General features: G+C 42.5%; 18 protein-coding genes. 3 read left to right on the top strand and 15 right to left on the bottom strand.

Going from position 1 to position 18,491, the window contains the following annotated elements:
* Positions 1–3 precede the first annotated feature (3 nt).
* The 7 genes from J4E06_RS07255 to J4E06_RS07225 all read right to left on the bottom strand — a co-directional run bounded on the left by J4E06_RS07255 (position 4) and on the right by J4E06_RS07225 (position 10,982).
* Positions 4–1,131 carry an efflux RND transporter periplasmic adaptor subunit gene (locus tag J4E06_RS07255; RefSeq protein ID WP_349523372.1) on the bottom strand — a complete coding sequence of 376 codons (1,128 nt, stop codon included), beginning with the start codon at positions 1,129–1,131 and terminating at the stop codon, positions 4–6.
* Between the two features lie 2 nt (positions 1,132–1,133).
* Entirely contained in the window at positions 1,134–5,480 is a 4,347-nt protein-coding gene (locus tag J4E06_RS07250; RefSeq protein WP_349523371.1) for a CusA/CzcA family heavy metal efflux RND transporter, read from the bottom strand.
* A 79-nt stretch (positions 5,481–5,559) separates the two neighbouring features.
* Positions 5,560–5,961, bottom strand: coding sequence for a hypothetical protein (locus tag J4E06_RS07245; protein WP_349523370.1), 402 nt, complete (start codon positions 5,959–5,961; stop codon positions 5,560–5,562).
* A gap of 90 nt (positions 5,962–6,051) precedes the next feature.
* Positions 6,052–9,168: a VPS10 domain-containing protein gene (locus tag J4E06_RS07240; RefSeq protein ID WP_349523369.1), complete on the bottom strand. Its 3,117-nt coding sequence runs from the start codon at positions 9,166–9,168 to the stop codon at positions 6,052–6,054.
* 77 nt (positions 9,169–9,245) lie between these two features.
* On the bottom strand, positions 9,246–9,737 hold the full coding sequence (locus J4E06_RS07235; RefSeq protein ID WP_349523368.1) for a hypothetical protein: 492 nt from the start codon (positions 9,735–9,737) through the stop codon (positions 9,246–9,248).
* A 6-nt stretch (positions 9,738–9,743) separates the two neighbouring features.
* Positions 9,744–10,220, bottom strand: a complete 477-nt coding sequence (locus tag J4E06_RS07230) for a hypothetical protein (protein ID WP_349523367.1) — start codon at positions 10,218–10,220, stop codon at positions 9,744–9,746.
* Positions 10,221–10,226: 6 nt separating this feature from the next.
* On the bottom strand, positions 10,227–10,982 hold the full coding sequence (locus J4E06_RS07225; protein WP_349523366.1) for an SDR family NAD(P)-dependent oxidoreductase: 756 nt from the start codon (positions 10,980–10,982) through the stop codon (positions 10,227–10,229).
* Between the two features lie 105 nt (positions 10,983–11,087).
* Here J4E06_RS07225 and J4E06_RS07220 point away from each other — a divergent pair, with 105 nt between their 5' ends.
* The 3 genes from J4E06_RS07220 to J4E06_RS07210 are packed head-to-tail and all read left to right on the top strand — an operon-like array spanning position 11,088 to position 12,357.
* Entirely contained in the window at positions 11,088–11,522 is a 435-nt protein-coding gene (locus J4E06_RS07220) for a hypothetical protein (RefSeq protein ID WP_349523365.1), read from the top strand.
* A 24-nt stretch (positions 11,523–11,546) separates the two neighbouring features.
* Positions 11,547–11,954 (top strand): DUF2141 domain-containing protein, encoded by a 408-nt coding sequence (locus J4E06_RS07215; protein WP_062787441.1) that lies wholly within the window; start codon positions 11,547–11,549, stop codon positions 11,952–11,954.
* A gap of 10 nt (positions 11,955–11,964) precedes the next feature.
* On the top strand, positions 11,965–12,357 hold the full coding sequence (locus tag J4E06_RS07210) for a DUF423 domain-containing protein (RefSeq protein WP_349523364.1): 393 nt from the start codon (positions 11,965–11,967) through the stop codon (positions 12,355–12,357).
* Here the strand turns inward: J4E06_RS07210 and J4E06_RS07205 are convergent.
* From J4E06_RS07205 to J4E06_RS07170, 8 genes are all read right to left on the bottom strand, one after another.
* Positions 12,354–13,064, bottom strand: coding sequence for a DUF4097 family beta strand repeat-containing protein (locus J4E06_RS07205; RefSeq protein WP_349523363.1), 711 nt, complete (start codon positions 13,062–13,064; stop codon positions 12,354–12,356). The genes J4E06_RS07210 and J4E06_RS07205 overlap by 4 nt on opposite strands.
* Positions 13,065–13,188: 124 nt before the next feature.
* Entirely contained in the window at positions 13,189–13,941 is a 753-nt protein-coding gene (locus J4E06_RS07200; protein ID WP_349523362.1) for a DUF4097 family beta strand repeat-containing protein, read from the bottom strand.
* A 20-nt stretch (positions 13,942–13,961) separates the two neighbouring features.
* Positions 13,962–14,747, bottom strand: coding sequence for a HEAT repeat domain-containing protein (locus J4E06_RS07195; RefSeq protein WP_349523361.1), 786 nt, complete (start codon positions 14,745–14,747; stop codon positions 13,962–13,964).
* 2 nt (positions 14,748–14,749) lie between these two features.
* Positions 14,750–15,274 (bottom strand): RNA polymerase sigma factor, encoded by a 525-nt coding sequence (locus tag J4E06_RS07190; RefSeq protein WP_349523360.1) that lies wholly within the window; start codon positions 15,272–15,274, stop codon positions 14,750–14,752.
* 116 nt (positions 15,275–15,390) lie between these two features.
* Complete coding sequence (locus J4E06_RS07185) at positions 15,391–15,789, bottom strand: TonB-dependent receptor plug domain-containing protein (protein ID WP_349523359.1); 399 nt, start codon at positions 15,787–15,789, stop codon at positions 15,391–15,393.
* 67 nt (positions 15,790–15,856) lie between these two features.
* Complete coding sequence (locus J4E06_RS07180; protein ID WP_349523358.1) at positions 15,857–16,000, bottom strand: hypothetical protein; 144 nt, start codon at positions 15,998–16,000, stop codon at positions 15,857–15,859.
* Between the two features lie 7 nt (positions 16,001–16,007).
* Positions 16,008–18,224 (bottom strand): ferrous iron transport protein B, encoded by a 2,217-nt coding sequence (gene feoB, locus J4E06_RS07175; RefSeq protein ID WP_349523357.1) that lies wholly within the window; start codon positions 18,222–18,224, stop codon positions 16,008–16,010.
* Entirely contained in the window at positions 18,221–18,463 is a 243-nt protein-coding gene (locus tag J4E06_RS07170; RefSeq protein ID WP_349523356.1) for a FeoA family protein, read from the bottom strand. Before J4E06_RS07170 ends, feoB begins: the two co-directional genes overlap by 4 nt.
* Between the last annotated feature and the right edge of the window lie 28 nt (positions 18,464–18,491).

The following is an 18,491-nucleotide window of genomic DNA, read 5'->3' as shown; positions in this document are numbered from 1 at the left end:
ATGCTATCCCCCGATCAAATCAAAAACACCTTTGGTCAAAAACTGATCGGTTTTGTTCAATTCTGTTGAGATGATTTCGGTATAACCATCATAGGTATTACCTTGTTTAACGGCGATACGTTCAAAAGTATAGCCTGCACCTTGTTTATTTACCAATTTCAACACGTAGGAAGTCCCCTCGGACTCAATTACTGCTTCTTCCGGCAAAGAGAGGGTTTTGATGGTGTCCGTCATAATCTTGGCATCCACGAACATACCGGGCAGGAAGTTCGCCTCTTCCTCATGTTCCAGATGCCCGTGTACTTTAATAGATCTTTTGGCATCGTCAATAGAGGTGCCCACCAAGTAAACTTCACCATTAAATGCTTCTTCGGAGGCTTCAGTAATCCTAAATTGTATTTTTTGTCCCTTCTTCACCTTCAGGATATCCTTTTCAAAAACCGTGAGTTCCAAGTGTACATGCTCATTGCTCACAATCTCCAAAATCTCGGTAGCGGAGGAAACATAACTTCCTTTGGCAACGTTCATTTTTGTGATGCTTCCCGAAATAGGTGCATAAATGGCGGCTTGCGACGAAATATTCCCTTGTTCTACCTTGCTAGGAGAAATGTTAAGCATTTGCAATTGCTCCCGCAAGCCTTGGTAACGGGCCTTGGCTGTTTCATAATTGCTCTTGGCCTGAAGAAAGTTCTTTTGCGAGGCTATTTTCTCTTCAAAAAGCGTTTCGTTTCGTTCAAATTCTGCTTTTAAATAATCCAACTGATTGAAAACCTCCATATATTCTTGCTGCATCTTCAAAAACTCCTGATTTTCCAAAACCACCAAAAGCTGTCCTTTTTTTACTTTGTCACCAACCAACAGCGACGTCTGTTTCACAAAACCACCCATAAAGGCCATAACGCTAGCTCGGTTTTCGGGGGGCACATCTATCATTCCAGAAGTCTCCACCATTTTGGGGAAAGTTCTTTTTTCCATTGGACCAATAGTGAGGTCATTGGTGTCGAATTGCTCTTGCGTGACCACGATTCCTGTTTCTTCTCCTTGCCCTTCAGAGGCTGATTCTTTGTTGTTTTTATTGCCACAGCCCATCAATAGAAGGAAAACAGCGGCTATTTGAAGTATATTTTTCATTGTTATAATGTTATTGTCAAGTAGTTAATGGCGATTACAGTTTGATTGTATTCGTTGAGCACATCCAGATAATTGAGTTGGATCTCGTACGCATTTTCCAAACTTTGAATGTATTGGAAAAAGTCGATTTCCCCATTTTGAAAGTTTCCAGAGGCCGCTTTCAAAATTTGATCGGAAAGATGACCGCCTTCATCTTCGTAATAGGAGAGTTCCTTGGCCTGTTGTTCCAATTGTCCCAACAAGGTTTTGTAACGCTGGTTCATCGCAACGGTAATTTCGGTATTCTGCATCTCCGTGATCTTGGTCTGGATCTTGGACGATTTCACCTTGCTACTGTGCCCAAAGAAGAAAAGGGGAATACGAACACCCAGCTGAATACCGTAGAGCGATGTTCCCAAGCCCTTGTTGGTCCCTTGAAAATACTCCAGGTTCAGGTCGGGCAGCAATCTATTTTCCTCCAGACTCTTTTGGGCATTGCTCAGTTCTTGGCGGTTGTCCAAAAAGGAAGTTTCCGTTTCCAACATTCCTTCCGCATTCAACACCCTAAGTTTTTGTGGTTCTTCATCCACAATTTCCAAGGTGTCCTCACTTTGCACCAAACTCACAATCTGATTATAGGTGGTGAGTAGTTGCTGCTGTATCTTGGAATAGGTGTTGGCAATTTGCCGTTGTTTGGCCGTGGCTGTCACCTTTTCCAGATAATTGGTCTCCCCGAGTTCAAAACGTCGGTCGGCTGCGTGCGCAAATTTGCTGTAAATACTGTCCAGCGAAGCGTAAAGCCTTGCTTTTTGGTTCAAGGTCTGGTATTGATAGTATGCCATGCTCAAGCTTTGGTACAGTTGCTTCTTTTTTATTTCGAACGATGATTTTTGAAGCTCATAGTTCGATTTTTGAAGCCTATTTTTTGCACCGTACACTGTAGGAAACTCAAACTGCTGCTGTGCCCCAAAAACTTTAAGTGGGGCTCCGTTCAATGCCAAATTGTTTTCATCATATTGGTAATAAATATCTGTTTTGTCAAACATAAAGGCAGTTCCCTTGAGACTTTCCGCCTGATCTACCAGTAAGGATTCTGCTTGGATTCCCTTATTGTTTTCAAGGGCAAGCGCCATTAAATCTTCGAGATTCAATTTAGTTTGCGAAAATCCTGGCGTGGCCATCAAGATTAGCATAATGGTCAAAGCGCTCTTGTTCGCTTTACGGTCTTTTCTTCTTTTTCTCATCCCACGAAACTTAATATTGTGTGAATACGCATATAACACGGGCAAAACCACCAAGGTGAGCATCGTTGCCGTTACCAATCCACCGATGACGACGGTAGCAAGCGGTCGTTGTACTTCGGCACCCGCGTTTGTGGATACCGCCATGGGCAAGAAACCTAGGGCAGCTGCAGAGGCGGTCAGTAATACGGCACGGAGCCTATCTTTGGTTCCCTGTTTGATGAGGTCTTCCATCGAATCAAAATCATTTCCCTTGAGTTCTTTGAAATGTTCGATCAATACAATTCCATTTAGTACTGCAATACCAAAAAGGGCGATAAAGCCGACCCCGGCAGAAATGCTAAATGGCATATCCCGTAACCAAAGCAAAAGCACACCTCCAACGGCAGATAATGGAATGGCCGAGAAAATGAGCAAAGCTTCTTTCACCGAACCAAAAGCAAAATAGAGCATGATAAAGATGAGCAACAAGGCAATGGGTACGGCAACCATTAATCTGGCTTTCGCATTTTGAAGATTTTCAAACTGACCACCATAGGTGATGGTGTAGCCCGGGGGTAATGTGATGTTTTCGTTGACCAAGAGTTGCACGTCGTCCACCACAGATTGAAGGTCTCGGTTCCTTACGTTGATACCGACAACGATTCTTCTTTTTGTATCGTCACGAGAGATTTTTGCCGCACCTTTTTGGTAGGTGATATCGGCCAGTTCGCTCATTGGAATTTTTCCACCGTTGGGAATATCCACATAAAGGTTTTTTAAGTTAGAAATATCTTGACGGTTCTCGGAATCCAAACGAACGGCCAAATCAAACTGTCGCTCGCCCTCAAATACACTACCTACAACTTTTCCTGCGAATCCCATGGAAATCATTTCGTTGAGGTCGGCTATGTTGAGTCCGTGGCGTGCAATTTTGGCCCTGTCAAAGGAAACGTTCATTTGCGGAAGACCCTCCACTTTTTCCACAACAATATCGGAGGCTCCCTCCACATTTTGGATGAGATCTTTGATTTCGTTGGCCTTTTTGTTCAAGGTTTCCAGATTTTCACCAAAGATTTTGATGGCAATATCGGCCCTTACCCCGGTAATCAATTCATTGAATCGCATTTCAATGGGCTGGGTAAATTCCACCTCCATCCCTGGGATTACTGATAGGGCTTGCTTGAACTTATCCGCTAGTTCGTCCTTGGTCTCGGCAGATGTCCATTCACTTTTTGGTATAAGTGAAATGATTACATCGCTTTCCTCCATGGACATGGGGTCCGTTGGTACTTCCGCGGCACCAATACGACTTACTACCTGTTTTACTTCGGGAAATTGATCTATTAATATCTGTTCGATTTTCGTGGTAGTTTCCACTGTTTTAGACAAAGAGGTGCCCGTTTTCAATACAGGTTGTATTACAAAGTCACCTTCATCCAATGTGGGTACAAATTCACCTCCCATGGAAGAGAACAGTAAAACAGCTCCAACCAACAATGCGGCCGCTAATGAAAGCACCAATTTTTTACTCCTCATTGCCCATTCGATGACAGGCCCATATTGCTTATTGATCCAGTTGACCAAACGTGTGGAGATACTTTTTGCAGATTCTTTGGATGGCTTCAGGAACATGGCCGATGCAACGGGTACATAAGTAAAACACAAAAGAATTGCCCCTAACAAGGCAAAGCTAAACGTCAAGGCCATAGGCTTGAACATTTTGCCCTCCACACCGCTCAGTGAAAGAATAGGAATAAATACAATCAAGATGATAAGCTGCCCAAAGACTGCGGAGTTCATCATTTTCGTGGCACCTTCCAATGTTATGGTATCCTTGATGGCTTGCGTTTCATTTTTTCCCAGATTGGCAAGCTGTCCTTTCTTTTGGGTAATTTGGAAAGCAATGTATTCCACAATAATGACCGCACCATCTATAATTATACCGAAATCAATCGCACCAAGGCTCAACAAGTTGGCATCCACACCAAAAAGGTTCATCAAGGTCAGTGCGAACAACAAACATAGTGGAATTACCGATGCCACTACAAGGCCCGAACGCCAGTTGCCCAAGAGCAAGACCACCACAAAAATGACGATCAAGCACCCCAAGACCAAGTTCTCGGTTACGGTGAATGTTGTCCTTCCAATGAGTTCACTACGGTCCAAAAACGGATTAATATAAACGCCTTCGGGCAAGGATTTGGAAATGGCGGCAACCCTTTCTTTTACGGCCTCTATTACCCGTTTGGAATCGGCATCTTTTAGCATCATAATCTGCCCGAGCACTTTTTCGCCTTCTCCATTACCAGTAATGGCTCCAAACCGTGGTGCACTGCCAAAACCAACTTTGGCCACATCCTTAATATAAATAGGGATACTGTTTCGGGTAGTTACCACGATATTTTCGATATCCTTTAGGTTGCCCACCAAACCTTCGCCCCGGATAAAGTAGGCTTGGTTTACTTTTTCAATATAGCCGCCTCCGGTAACACTGTTGTTCTTTTCCAATGCCGTAAAAACCTCCCTCGCCCTAATGTTGAATGCATTGAGCTTTTGGGTCTGAATGGCCACCTCGTATTGCTTTAAGTGTCCACCCCAAGTATTGACCTCGACCACGCCAGGAATACCTGAAAGCTGACGTTTTACAATCCAGTCTTGAATAGTTCGTAGCTCCATAGGGGAATACTGATCTTTATATTCGGGTGCTACATCTAGAATATATTGATAGATTTCTCCCAAGCCCGTTGTGATGGGTCCCATCTCAGGGCTTCCAAATCCCTCAGGGATTCGGCTGGATGCGGATTTTATTTTTTCGGCGATGAGCTGCCGTGGCAAAAAGGTGCCCATATCGTCCTCAAAAACGATGGTGACCACCGAAAGGCCAAACTTGGACACGGAACGGATTTCCTTAACGCCCGGTAAATTTGCCATTTCCAATTCTACTGGATAGGTCACAAATTTTTCCATATCCTGGGTAGAGAGGCTCCTTGAGGTTGTAATAACCTGAACTTGGTTGTTGGTAACATCGGGAACGGCCCCGATAGGTATTTGTGATAGCGAGTACAACCCGACCAGGGCTATAGCAGCTGTAAAGAGTAGAACAATGAATTTGTTCCTTATACTAAAACTTATAATTTTTGAAAACATGATTCATAGAAAATGATAGCATTATTAAAATGGAGTTAGGCTTGCTAAAAGGTGTTCAACAAACCCGAAATACTATGAATTATGCGTTTTTGGGCGGTTGGAATGGGTCGTCTCCCCAAATGAGGGAGTAAGACATTTGATAGTGAAAATTCCCTTTGGAGGCCAAAGGAATTTCCGAATAAGAATTAATAAAGTTTTCCTGCCCCAGCACAAAGACCAATGGTTGTGCGCAGGGGGCTTGATGATGTTGAAATGGAAGTTTTTCGTGCTCTTTTTTCTCCTCTTGGTGTTTTTCACTGTGAGAAGCTTTGAGCTCTCCGTAGTGCTTGGATACAAAAACCATAAAGTTATCACCATATTCCTTATTGTGGAATTGGTAGTGCTCCACCAATTGTCCAAGCTCCACCAAATCCTTAAAATGGACGTTGGAGCTCTGAAGCAATAACAGCAGGGATATCCCTATGATAACTATTTTATTCATCCTAACTACGTAAAGTTACGAATATTACGTAGCAGGATCAATAATAGGGCTTAATTTAGAATAAGTCTCATTTTTAAAAACCATGAGCGGCTAGTTGGCCTCGATGGTCGATATTCCATTATCTTTCAAAATAGCATTCACTTTTGGAAGCTCTCTGTCCAATGTGCTGTTCAGTTTGGACATATGACTGTCCAACTCTGCCGTAAGCTCATCAAACACCACATAGGCGGCATCAGTTGGTCTTGCATCCCCATTCTCAATGCTACGTTGCAATGCATTGAATCTGTTGTTCAATTTAATGGGGAAGTTCAAGGGGTCTTGTCCCGATTGGTTCTTGGTTTGATAAAGGTCTTCCTCAATCTCTGTAAGGGTTCCCATAAAATCTTCTGAAAGCTTTTTGAACTTTCTGCTGGAAACGCCTTTGCCCAAACTATCCATTTGTTTGCGGATGCTTCTGATCTGAATCACAGCTTCGTTGGCAATGGTAGCTTTGTCGGTTATTTTGGAAGCCAATTCAAACTGTTTTTGAAGGTCTTCCGCAGTGATTCCTTTCAAATTGGGATTCATTTCTATCTCAAATGGATAGCTTTTGATGACTTCTTCACCTACTTTCATTTGAATTGTATAAGTGCCGAGAGGTGCTTTTGGGCCTGTGCTGGCCGATGCCCCCCAAATTATGATGCCATCAAAAGTGGTGGGTCCAGGATATCTTAGGTTCCAGGTAAAGGTATTGATGCCCTTTGCCGTGGTTGGTTTGGTACTGTTCCCTCGACTCCACCAAGATGCATTATCGTCTTTTTCATATTCTGGTTGGTTGCCGCCAAAAGACTCAATTAAATTATTGTCAGCATCAAAAACTGAAAAGGTAACCGTATCCACTTGCTCTTCCAAATAATACTGAAAGTTAGCTTTGTAGATACCTCTAATCGCATCTGTGGGCTTAAAAAGCACATTTTTTTGACTTTTTAAGTCTTCGGAATATTCCCGAAAAGGTTGGATGTCGTCCAAAATCCAAAATCCTCTACCGTGAGAGCCCAAAACTACATCGTTGTCTTTGATCACCAAGTCCCGAATCGGGGTGTCGGGCAAGTTCAATTGAAGCGATTGCCATTCAGCCCCATCATTGATGGAGAAATAAACCCCGTGTTCGGTAGCCAAGAACAATAGACCTTCTCTCTTGTGGTCTTCGCGGATAGCTCTGGCAAAATGTCCATCTTTTATTCCGGTAATGATTTTTGTCCAAGTTTTACCGTAATCATGTGTTTTAAAAACATACGGGGCCCTATCATCTACTTGGTATCTGTTGGCGGCCATATATAAAGTTCCAGGGTTATGGATGGATTCTTCGATGATGCTCACTCGGGAGTATTTAGGAAGCTCTTCTGGAGTAATATCTTCCCAGTTTTCCCCACCATCTCTTGTAATGTGTATTTTTCCATCATCCGATCCGGCCCAAATGGTGTTGATATCGTGATTGGATGGTGCCAAAGCAAACACGGTGGCATAAATCTCCGGTCCGTTCATGTCCATAGTGATGACACCGCCGGTTTTGCCAAGGGTTTCTGGGTCGGCATAGGTAAGGTCTGGACTTATCTTTTCCCAGGTCTGTCCGTCGTTAGTGGTTTTCCAAACGTGTTGGGAACAGGTGTACATTACGTTGGGATCTTTGGGAGCGAACATAATGGGGAAGGTCCATTGCCAGCGCTCAGGAAGGGCACTGGCAGGTTCTCCGGAGAAAAACCGCGGATACACCTGAATGTCACGGGTTTGACCGTTGCTTCTGTCATAACGTGTTAAGAGTGCGCCTTGGCTTCCTGCATAAAAAATATCGGGGTTGGTCGGGCTTTGGGTGATCCAACCGCTTTCGCCACCTCCAACGGCGTAGTACCATTCGGAACTTGGACCTCTCGCTTGCATAAAGTCCCATCCATCGCTGGGCATGGCCAAGGTAGAATTGTCCTGCTGGGCACCTGCCACATGGTAAGGAACGTCACTAGTGGCCATTACATGATAAAATTGCGATGTAGGATAATCCTGCTCGGTCCATGTTTTACCTCCATTAATGCTCACCACGCCCCCACCGTCGTTAGCGTTGATCATCCTGTCGGGATTGTTCGGATCTATCCAAAGATCGTGGTTGTCACTATGGGGAGTAGTTATTCTTTCGTCAAATGTTTTACCTCCATCGGTAGATTTAAAGAAACCAACGTTTAAACCATACACTACATCTTTGTCTTTGGGGTCGGCATAGATTCTGGAGTAGTAAAATGCTCTTTGTCTCAATTTACGTTCGTTATTGGTCAATTCCCAAGTTTTACCCGCATCATCAGAACGAAAAACACCCCCTTCGTTGGCCTCTACAATGGCCCAAACACGGTCGGAGTCCACAGGAGAGACGGTCACGCCTATTTTACCAATGGGACCTTCGGGCATACCTTGGTTTTGCGTAAGGTCTGTCCAAGTTTCTCCACCATCCGTGGATTTCCACAGTTTACTATCGGGGCCACCGCCCCACATTTTCCACGCTTTACGGTACACTTGCCATGTGCTGGCATAGAGTATATTGGGATTGTTTCGGTCTATTATTAAATCAGCGGCACCTGCTTTGTCGCTTACATAGAGGACTTTTTTCCAAGTTTTGCCACCGTCCACAGATTTAAAAACACCACGTTCTTCGTTTTCGCCATAAGGATGGCCAAGCGCGGCAACGTAAACAATATTTTCATTGGTGGGGTCTACACGAATCCTGGAAATGGCCTGGGTTTCTTCCAGTCCTAGGTGTGTCCAAGTTTTTCCACCATCTGTGGTTTTGTAAACACCATCACCTTGGGTAATGCTTCCTCGCAATTGTGTTTCCCCCATCCCGATATATACCACATCTGGATTGGTTTCGGCTACTGCGACCGCTCCCACGGAAGAGCTTGTTATTTGGCCGTCGGTAACAGACTTCCAAGTGTTTCCACCATCAACGGTTTTCCAAAGACCACCTCCTGTGGCTCCAAAATAATATTCGTTGGGCCTAGAGGGGCTTCCAGCTGCTCCTAAGGATCGACCCCCTCGGTTGGGACCAATGTTCCTCCATTCGAAACCACTGTAAAAACTTGTGTCAATGGTAACGGGGGATGCATTTTGTGCGTAAATAAATAGTGTTGAAAAAAATATGGAAAGCAGTACCCATATCTTTGTTGAGGTTGTTGGTATTCGCATGATGTCAAGGTTGGTTGTGAGTAGTTAGAATAAAGTTACAATTTAATCAAACTTTTTGAATTGGATAAGTATTCCGATCATAGTTCCAAATCATCATAATTGATTCCTGGTGGATTAAAGAGTCCCCATCGGTCCAACGAGTAGTTCCAAGGGTCGAAAGTTTTCACCCATTCTGCAAAAAGAAGCCTAAACCCCTCAATTTCTTTTCGCAACAACTCAAGGTACTCGGAATGCTTGAAACCCCATAATTCCAGTCCCGAACAACCAGTTTGGACTTCACGTGCGACCTTTCTGATAATGGTGGCATTTTCCATACGTATTGCATAAAGATCGCCTCCTTCAGCTCCTGCTATTTTAGGGCAAATAAGCATGGCATCGTTACGTAATTGGTCGGCATGGTGACGCAACAGGCCTAGCTCTGTTTCTTCAAGAGCTGCATACTCCTCTTCATCATTTGCCAACGATGCGATTTTATCTGCTAAATCAAAAATGACCCATCCCTTTTTGTAAATGGGCATCTTTTCAATATCTCGTCTGCCTTTGCCAGGCTCATCATCGTCTTCAAACATGCTTTTTTAGTCGTTTAATTGTTGTAAAATAACCCCATAATCGTGTTGCAAGTCTTCATGAAGCAATGGGATTTTTTTGTTGATGTACTCCAATTGTCGGTTGTATAAGTTTTTTAGCGTAGTATTTCTGTTGATGGATGGACGAAAGGACTTTAGCTTCCCACAGAAGTACAGCAACAGTTCCACCTCGGTGGCTTTATTTCCCGAATAGCGAATATACTTTTTGATGGTCCGCAGTATTTTCCGAACGCTTTTTTTGATATAGAAATAACTATTGATGTTGATGTCGTCAAACATGGCGTCGACCTCTTCCTTTACCGCTTCAATATAGCCTTCTTCGCTTTCGGATTCAAAAAGAAGATAGGTTAGGAGTTCCTTGTTCTCTTTTTTGAACCTTGCCAATCGCAAACAAAGTTGCATGGTCTCTTCCTGGGATTTAAACTTCAGTTCTTTTTTGAGTTGTGCAACCGTAGCAGCTTTCATAATAAACTATCTTAAATAAGAAGCTCCGTTCACATCTATAATCGTTCCTGAAGAATAGGCCGCTTCGGAAGATGCCAAGAACAATATGGCATGGGCTACTTCTTCGGGTTGTGCCATTCGTTTAAAGGGTGATTCGCGGAGCAAGTTTTCGCGCTCGGCAGGGGTTAGGGTCTCTTTGGCCATTTCCGTTTCGGTAAACCCGGGCGCAACAACTCCAACATAAATGTTGTGCGGGGCCAGCTTTTTGGCAAGGGATTGGCTCATGGAATTCAATGCCGCTTTGCTGGCCCCATAAGCTGGTTTGGTAGGCTCTCCGCGAAAAGCACCACGGGAGGAAACGCTCACAATATGTCCGCCCCCTGTTTTCATCATGGCCTTGGCTCCCCAATAACACAAATTGGCCACGGCAAAAAGATTGGTTTCAAAAGTCTTTTCCCAAGCGTTGGTCCAATGTTCAAAGTCGACTTTGTCTATTTCGTGAAAAATGGAAATGCCCGCATTGTTCACCAAAATGTCCAGTTGGCCATAGGTTTTTATAAAATCATCGATCAAGGCCTGTGTCTCTGACTTTTGGGAAATGTCCCTTTTAAAAAGATGGTGCCCTTTCCCTGTCAATTCTGCCAGGGTTTGTTGGGCCACTTTGTCATTACTTCTATAATTGACGCCAACTTTGGCCCCTTTTTTGGCGAAGGCCATGGCCGTTGCTTTTCCGATGCCCCGTGAGGCACCGGTAACTAGTACATTTTTTCCTGTGAAATCCATAAACAATGTTTAATACTTCAAATATACTAGGATTGCATGTTCTTGACCCTTAAAAAGAATTGAACTACCTTTAAATCTTACCAAATAGCACTTAGCTGTAAGAAGATGAGCAAAAGAAAAAGACATTGGTTGTGGAATGTATTGATTGTACTGACTGTAATATTTTGTGTGCTTGTTTTTGTGGAGCATTATAAAAATTGGCACAAAATAGAAGAGGGCAACCTCAAAATATTTTCAGGAATCTATTATCAAAAAGTACCGTTGACGGAATTGGACAGTGTGTTATTGGTGGAAAAACTCCCCGAGATGGAGCGCTCGAGCGGATTTTCTTGGATGGAAAAGGAAAAAGGAGTTTTCAAGGATTCCATCACAAATACCAAAGTTTATGTTTTTGTGGATGACCTGTATCAACAAAAAATTAAAGTGGTACACCACGATTCCCTAAAAATGTACCTGAATCTTAAGGACAGTCTGGAAACCCAAAAATTATATGCTATTTTGCAGCGTAATTTACTGGGTGATACTGAGCAACCCAAATAATTTCCTAAATAGTCCTGAATTATCATGAGAATACTCCTTTTTGCTCTATTTTTAGCCCCTTTATCCATGTTTTCACAAAATAGTATTTCGGTTCATGTGCACAATGTGCCATCCAACAAGGGGCATGTAAATGTTGCTGTCTATAATTCGGATGACACTTTTTTGTCTTTTGATGGAGTGTTTAAAGCTGGGACAGAAGTAGCTCATGAAGGTATTGTTCAATTAGTGATAGAAGATTTACCTGAAGGGGAATATGCCCTGGCAGTTTTCCATGATGAGAATGGAAATGGGCAACTGGACACCAATTGGTTGGGTATACCTAAAGAAAAGGTGGCCTTTTCCAAAGGAAAGATGAAAACCTTCGGTCCTCCTAAATACAAGGAGTGTGCATTCCAAATCCACTCAGATTACGAAATCAACATTAAACTTTAAAAGTTAAAAGATGGGAACAATTTTTATGGCCCAGCTTATGGGAGCCTTGTACGGATTATTGGCTGTAATATTTGGTGCTTTTGGAGCCCATGCCTTAAAAAAGAAATTGACCCCCGAACTGTTACAAAGTTTTGAGACAGGGGTCAAATATCAAATGTATCACGCTATCGTACTTTTGGTTCTGGGCTTTAATTTAAGCTTCGACAAACCATTGGATGCTTGGATAGTGAATAGCTTTATTTTCGGAACTTTATTGTTCTCCTTTAGCATTTATGCCCTTTGTTTGGGTGCGGCAAAAGGCAATAAGCCACGGTTTTTAGGCCCAGTTACCCCAATTGGAGGTCTGCTTTTGGTCGCAGGTTGGGCCCTATTGCTCTATTCTTTTGTTTCCAATCTGATCTAGAGACGCAGGTACATATTTCCGTTTATCGTGTTGAGTTTTAATCGATGGGTTGCATTGTCAAATCTGCCCTCTACTTTTTGGCCAACGTAGCGGTCACTTACGTTAAGGTCCATACCTTGATCAGCGTAAATATTGCCATGTATGGTCTCGGCAACCAGTCTCGTATTCTTTAATACCAAATCTATTTCACCATTGATGGTCCGTAGGTCCATGTCACCGTCATATTTTTTGATGTCGATGTCACCATTGATCAAATCTGCGGTAAAATCCCCTTCAATAACTTCGGCCCTTAGGTCACCGTTTATGCTGCTCACTTTGAACGTTGCGTTTTTGGGAACGTATAGGACATAATTGAAATCGTAGGTGTCATCCGAAAAATAGTACCCCTTTTTATTGGGTCTGGTTTTGTCCCATTCCTCCTTAAAAGCATCAAAAACATTCTCAACATTGGAAGCAATGTTCAGGGAGCTGGAACTTTCATCAATATCAAGTTTGTATTTATCCAAATACTTTCCGTCTTCAATAGTGATATCTGCCTTAAAATAGACGGTGGATTTATCCCAGGTTTTTACCTCGATGTTGTTGGCAAATTTCACATCCAAATCAATGGATTGCCCTGAGTAGTTAAAGCTTTTTTCAATAATTTTTTGAGCACTCAAGGATAAGGTTGCCAATCCCACAAATGCTGTGATGATTAATTTTTTCATGACTGTTCGATTTTTGATTTTAATATTGAATTGATGTGTTGTCATCTTGAGCCTTTCGACTTCGCTCAAGGCAAGCTCCATCAAAAGATTGAAACGCATCTCGACTGCGCTCGATATGACAGTTTTATTTTTTTCTGAGGTACATGTTTCCGTTGGTGGATTTCATGGAAATTTTTACACCACCACCGTTAATTGATGCCTTAATGTCTCGTCCCAAAACTGATTTTAGTCCGTTTTTGTCCTCGGCCTTTACGTCAAAGTCCGTGTACACATTCCCATTTAGGGTACTTAGGGCCAAATTGGCCGGTGTGCTGCCGGGAAGGCTTACGTCTACTGCACCGTTGGTGGAGTAAAGGGAAATAGGAGAGTCCTGAGTCACTTTTCCGAAAACAACTTCGAGTTGACCATTCAAAGAATTGGCCGTAACAGGTCCGTTTACGTTCCATATTTTTACACTGCCGTTTAACTGGGCATCTGCCTCAATTTCTCCAGAAAAGCCATCGATTTCAATATCACCGTTCCATGTGCTTTTTACAGCAACATTTTGTGAAGCGGGCAAATAAATTTCGGCCCCCTTGCTTTTTCGGAGGTTGTGAACAATAAGCGTGTTTCCGTCCTGTACTACGGAAAAACCGATGTTGGTGTTGTCCGTGCCTCCTTCGCCGACCAATTTTAAGCCTTTGGCCTTTTCCGGTGTTTTTACCTCAGGCCCGGACTTAATCAGAAGTTCGTTGGCACTATGGGTTTTTACCACAATGTCCGTTTTGGACTCTATTTTTACCCATTGGATGCCACTTAGGGATTTGGTGTAATCGCTTTGCGCTTTGGCAATACTGCCCACAAAAAGGGCCATTAAAATTAATGTGAATTTTCTCATGATATTCGCTTTTTTGATGTTTATGATATACTTGGCAATACTGCCCTGATTTGATCTTTTATAAAGGGTTGTGTATCTTCTTTTTCCAATAATTTCTTCATGGGTTCGGCCGCTTTTTTCTCCTGAATCTGAACCAATGCCTGAATAATGGCCACCTGAATACTTGGATTTTGTTCTTGTTCCAAGGCTTCGATAAAAGTGTTTTTTACGGTTTCGGACGAAGTGAACTTGACCAATGCCTCGAAGGCCGTCATCCGAACGTTGTCGTTTTCATCGTACAGCAATCTATTGGCGAGTGCTTGGATGATGGCTTCATCGGGTTGTTCAAATTCCTCGATATAGTTTACCCCTTGGATTCGCTTGCTCGCGGATTGATTTTCCATGAGCGATAGCATGGCTGTTTGTTTCATCTGATTTGTTTCATCCTGTAATTGAGCAATATTTTGGTTCACTTTTCTTTGTTGAAATACACTTCCCATTTGAAAAGCTGCCACCAAAAGGGCAATGCTGGCTGCAATTTTTAGCACATTTCCAGTCCAATTAAATGAAGGTTTGGATTCCATGTGAACCACTTTTCCCTGATTCATTTTTTCTTCTTCAAGGACTGAATCAAATTTTGCTTTTATTCTATCGGTTGGTACGGGAACATCTTCTTCAAGAACATTGAAAAAGGTTTTCATCTCTTCCAATTCCTTTTGACATTCGGCACATTGTGCTACGTGTTGTTCAAACTTGGTCTTTTCCGACGAGTCCAACCTGCCATCTAGATAATCCGGTATTTGGTCAAAAACATGTTTCTTTTCCATGGCTATATACTTTCTAAGTAAATATTCTTCAACTTCTTTAAAATCCTGCACACTCGGGTTTTTACAGCTCCTGGGGTACTTCCCATTATTTCTGCCAGGTCTTCGTACCTCACTTCCTTGTATCGGTTCAATATCACCAATTCACGGTCATAAGGGTCCAACTGGCTCAAGGCATATTGTAAATGAGCATTGTTTTCGGAAATGTCATTTTCCTCTTCCACTGCTTTGTATGCCAGAACTTCGATATCGTCATGCGGTCTTTGGTTTCTTGTGTAATGTGTTTTTAGGTTGTTCCGTGCTATGGTGAACATCCAGGACAAGAAAGACCCATTGTTGTATGAGTTCCGATACTTGATCAGTTTGTAAAAAACATCCTGTGTAAGATCTTCGGCCAACATACGATCACCCGACATTTTGTACAGAAAATTGTACACGTGTTTGTGGTGTCGGTCAAAAAGTTCCTTGAGCAGATCCAAGTTGCCCTCGGATACTTTTTGCATGATCATTTCATCTGAAAGTGTTTCCAAATGCTGTTTTTTAGTTGGCGTTTACTATATATAGTCAGGAAATTAAGAAAGGTTACACGAACAATTAAAAAAAATGTGTTTTTCTAAGTTTTCGGAAAGAATGAGGGTTTGTAAGCCTATTGATGTGTGGTTATTTTAATAACCCCACTAGCGGCCCTTGAACCATAAGAAGCAGCTTCTGAACCGCTTAGGGCATCAATACTTTTAATGGTGGCACTATCCACTAATTGATCAAGGGATTTAAATGAGTTGCCCAAAATAAAACCATTTAATACATATAATGGCTCGGTCGCCGTTCCGGAGATTTGGTTTGCCGACTTCATAAAATAAGGTGTGCCGCCTCTAAGGGTGATTCCGGGCAAACGCCTTATCCTGTCCAGTAACGGAATGGTTTTGTTGTTTTTTTTGGATATTTCTTCGGAAAGATTCTTGTTGTAAACGGTGTTTTTGCTTGAAGAGCAACCACCCAATATCGAAAGAAATATTAGCAAGAAAATAATCGCAAGGTTTTTCATCAGAATGAAAATATCCTACAATCTATCGATTTTTGATGAATAATAGCATAGAAAAACAGCTAGTAAATTAACCACAGCCACAATTGTCCTGACCACAGGAATTGGAATTGTTGTTCCCTTTGTTGAAGAGTGATTTGGGAAGCAAGAATTTCCAAACCAAATAGCCTGCTGCTACAAGCAAGGTTCCGTATGCCAGTATTTGTTGAATCATCTTTGTATTAACTTAGGATTTGGTATGCTATCAAAGCTATAATATAAGCAAAAACACTCATAAAGCCCAATTGGATCATGGGCCATTTCCATGAATTGGTCTCTCTTTTTACAATGGCAAGCGTACTCATACATTGCATGGCAAATGCATAAAAAAGCATCAAAGAAATACCCGAGGCCAAGTTGAACAGTGGTTCGCCATCTTCGTCCAGCTCAGCGGCCATCCTATTTTTAATGGTTTCTTCTTCGTCGTTGCCCACACTGTAAATGGTTGCCAAAGTTCCCACGAATACCTCGCGGGCGGCAAAGGAGGTCAAGACCGCTATTCCAATTTTCCAGTCGTACCCCAAAGGTCTTACCAAAGGTTCAAAGGCTTTTCCGGCTTGGCCAATATAGGAATGCTCCAGCTTATAGCTCGATATTTCCTGTGCTATGGCTCTTTCTGAAAGTTCTGCTGTCAAAACCTGAATGGAATCCTGAATAACCTTGGGTGCCATACCTTTGGCTTTTGCGAATTCACGATAGGATGCTATATTGTTTTGAATGTAATTTTGGCTGTAGGCGCTTAGCCCTTTATTTTCTATACGTTCCGTCACAATACGGTCGGCATCCTGAAAATCATCGGAATAACCATTGGAACCCAAGAACCACAATACAATGGAGATGGCCAAGATGATTTTACCAGCACCTAGCACAAAACTCTTGGTTTTTTCTATTACGGTGTATACCACATTTTTCACCAAAGGAAGGCGGTAGGTGGGCATTTCCATCATAAAAACGGACCTACTTTGTATGTTGAGGATTTTATTCAACACCATTGCGGACAATAGGGCCATTCCAAAACCAATCATGTACAAAAGCATCAAGGTCAATGCTTGGTAGCTAAGCCCCAAGAAGCTGCCTTCTGGAATTACCAGGGCGATCAAAATCAAATACACGGGCAATCTGGCGGAACATGTGGTAAAAGGTGTTACCAATATGGTAATGAGCCTTTCTTTCCAGTTTTCAATGGTACGGGTGGCCATAATGGCCGGGATGGCGCATGCATTTCCTGAAATCAAAGGAACAACGCTTTTACCACTCAACCCAAAAGGCCGCATTAAGCGATCCATTAAAAAAACGACACGGCTCATATAACCCGATTCTTCCAAAAGGGATATGAAAAGGAACAAAAAGGCTATCTGAGGGATAAAAATTACAATTCCACCAATACCGGCGATGATACCTTCGGCCAATAAATCCGTAAACAAACCTGCTGGCAAGGTGTTTTTCACCCATTCACTGGCCATGGCAAATTGTTCATCAATAAAATCCATTGGGTAGCCGCTCCAATCGAAAATAGCTTGGAATATGAGCAATAAAATGGCAAAAAAGATGAGGTACCCAAAAACTTTATGGGTAAGAATTTTGTCCAAGGAAGCACGTAGGCCTTTGGCAGCCATAAAATCGACCTTGTAGGTTTCCTTTAAAATATTGTTGATGAGCTGATACCGAAGTACGGTTTCCTTATGCTGTAATTTTTTAAGTTCGTCCTTGGACTTTGTGGCAAAATCCGTGGCATCCTGAATCCTCTTTTTTTCAATGGGCATAAAGTTCACGTCTTGCGTGATCACCAACCATAGTTTGTACAAGTCTTCCTGTGGGAAGGTCCTTTTAAGACGATCAAAATACTCAGGGGAAATTCTGGTCGGGTCCAATAAGGGTTTGGCAGAAATGCTTTTATAGTCTGCAATAAGCTCCTTTATGCGTTCAATTCCTGTGTTTTTTCGTGTACTGACCAAAGCAATCTTGGTGTCCAACTTTGTTTCCATGGCATCAATGTCAAGGGATATTCCCTTGCGATCCATCCTATCTGCCATATTGATGACCAAAATGGTCGGAATCTTAAGGTCTTTTATCTGGGTGAAGAGGAGCAGGTTCCTTTTCAGGTTTTCCACATCGCTGATGACTACGGCGACATCGGGATAGTCCTTGTCATTTTTATTGAGAAGGAGCTCCACTACGAGGCTTTCGTCCAAAGAAGTGGTGTTTAGGCTGTAGGTACCCGGAAGGTCGAGAATATGTGCTTTAACTCCTCGAGGAAGTTTACAGATTCCTTCTTTTTTCTCTACAGTAATACCAGGATAGTTTCCTACTTTTTGCTTGAGTCCGGTAAGTTGATTAAAAACTGAGGTTTTTCCGGTATTGGGATTGCCGATGAGGGCTACGTTGATGTTTTTGCTCATTTGGCCTTTGTTTCATCAATAATATCCAGCTCAATGAGCACTGCCAAGGACCTTCTTATTGCCAAATGACTTCCGCTGAGATTAATGTAGATGGGATCGTTTAGGGGCGCAATTTGTAAAAGTTCGACGCTGTTCCCGGGAAGACAGCCCAACTCCATTAATTTTACAGGGAGGATATGTTCGGTAAAATCCTTGATGATGCCCTTTTGTCCATATCGTAAATCTGCTACGGTCGCCACTGTTCTTATTTAGAATAAATTTAATTAA

The sequence above is a fragment of the Allomuricauda sp. NFXS6 genome (assembly GCF_040148835.1).
In the GTDB taxonomy this organism is placed as follows: Bacteria; Bacteroidota; Bacteroidia; order Flavobacteriales; family Flavobacteriaceae; genus Flagellimonas.
The sequence above is the reverse complement of the archived record's forward strand: the minus strand, read 5'-3'. Positions and strand labels throughout refer to the sequence as shown.

Coding starts and splice junctions, on each gene's coding strand:
- J4E06_RS07255 (WP_349523372.1), bottom strand. CDS start 1,131: ATGAAAAATATACTTCAAATAGCCGCTGTTTTCCTTCTATTGATGGGC.
- J4E06_RS07250 (WP_349523371.1), bottom strand. CDS start 5,480: ATGTTTTCAAAAATTATAAGTTTTAGTATAAGGAACAAATTCATTGTT.
- J4E06_RS07245 (WP_349523370.1), bottom strand. CDS start 5,961: ATGAATAAAATAGTTATCATAGGGATATCCCTGCTGTTATTGCTTCAG.
- J4E06_RS07240 (WP_349523369.1), bottom strand. CDS start 9,168: ATGCGAATACCAACAACCTCAACAAAGATATGGGTACTGCTTTCCATA.
- J4E06_RS07235 (WP_349523368.1), bottom strand. CDS start 9,737: ATGTTTGAAGACGATGATGAGCCTGGCAAAGGCAGACGAGATATTGAA.
- J4E06_RS07230 (WP_349523367.1), bottom strand. CDS start 10,220: ATGAAAGCTGCTACGGTTGCACAACTCAAAAAAGAACTGAAGTTTAAA.
- J4E06_RS07225 (WP_349523366.1), bottom strand. CDS start 10,982: ATGGATTTCACAGGAAAAAATGTACTAGTTACCGGTGCCTCACGGGGC.
- J4E06_RS07220 (WP_349523365.1), top strand. CDS start 11,088: ATGAGCAAAAGAAAAAGACATTGGTTGTGGAATGTATTGATTGTACTG.
- J4E06_RS07215 (WP_062787441.1), top strand. CDS start 11,547: ATGAGAATACTCCTTTTTGCTCTATTTTTAGCCCCTTTATCCATGTTT.
- J4E06_RS07210 (WP_349523364.1), top strand. CDS start 11,965: ATGGGAACAATTTTTATGGCCCAGCTTATGGGAGCCTTGTACGGATTA.
- J4E06_RS07205 (WP_349523363.1), bottom strand. CDS start 13,064: ATGAAAAAATTAATCATCACAGCATTTGTGGGATTGGCAACCTTATCC.
- J4E06_RS07200 (WP_349523362.1), bottom strand. CDS start 13,941: ATGAGAAAATTCACATTAATTTTAATGGCCCTTTTTGTGGGCAGTATT.
- J4E06_RS07195 (WP_349523361.1), bottom strand. CDS start 14,747: ATGGAAAAGAAACATGTTTTTGACCAAATACCGGATTATCTAGATGGC.
- J4E06_RS07185 (WP_349523359.1), bottom strand. CDS start 15,789: ATGAAAAACCTTGCGATTATTTTCTTGCTAATATTTCTTTCGATATTG.
- J4E06_RS07180 (WP_349523358.1), bottom strand. CDS start 16,000: ATGATTCAACAAATACTGGCATACGGAACCTTGCTTGTAGCAGCAGGC.
- feoB (WP_349523357.1), bottom strand. CDS start 18,224: ATGAGCAAAAACATCAACGTAGCCCTCATCGGCAATCCCAATACCGGA.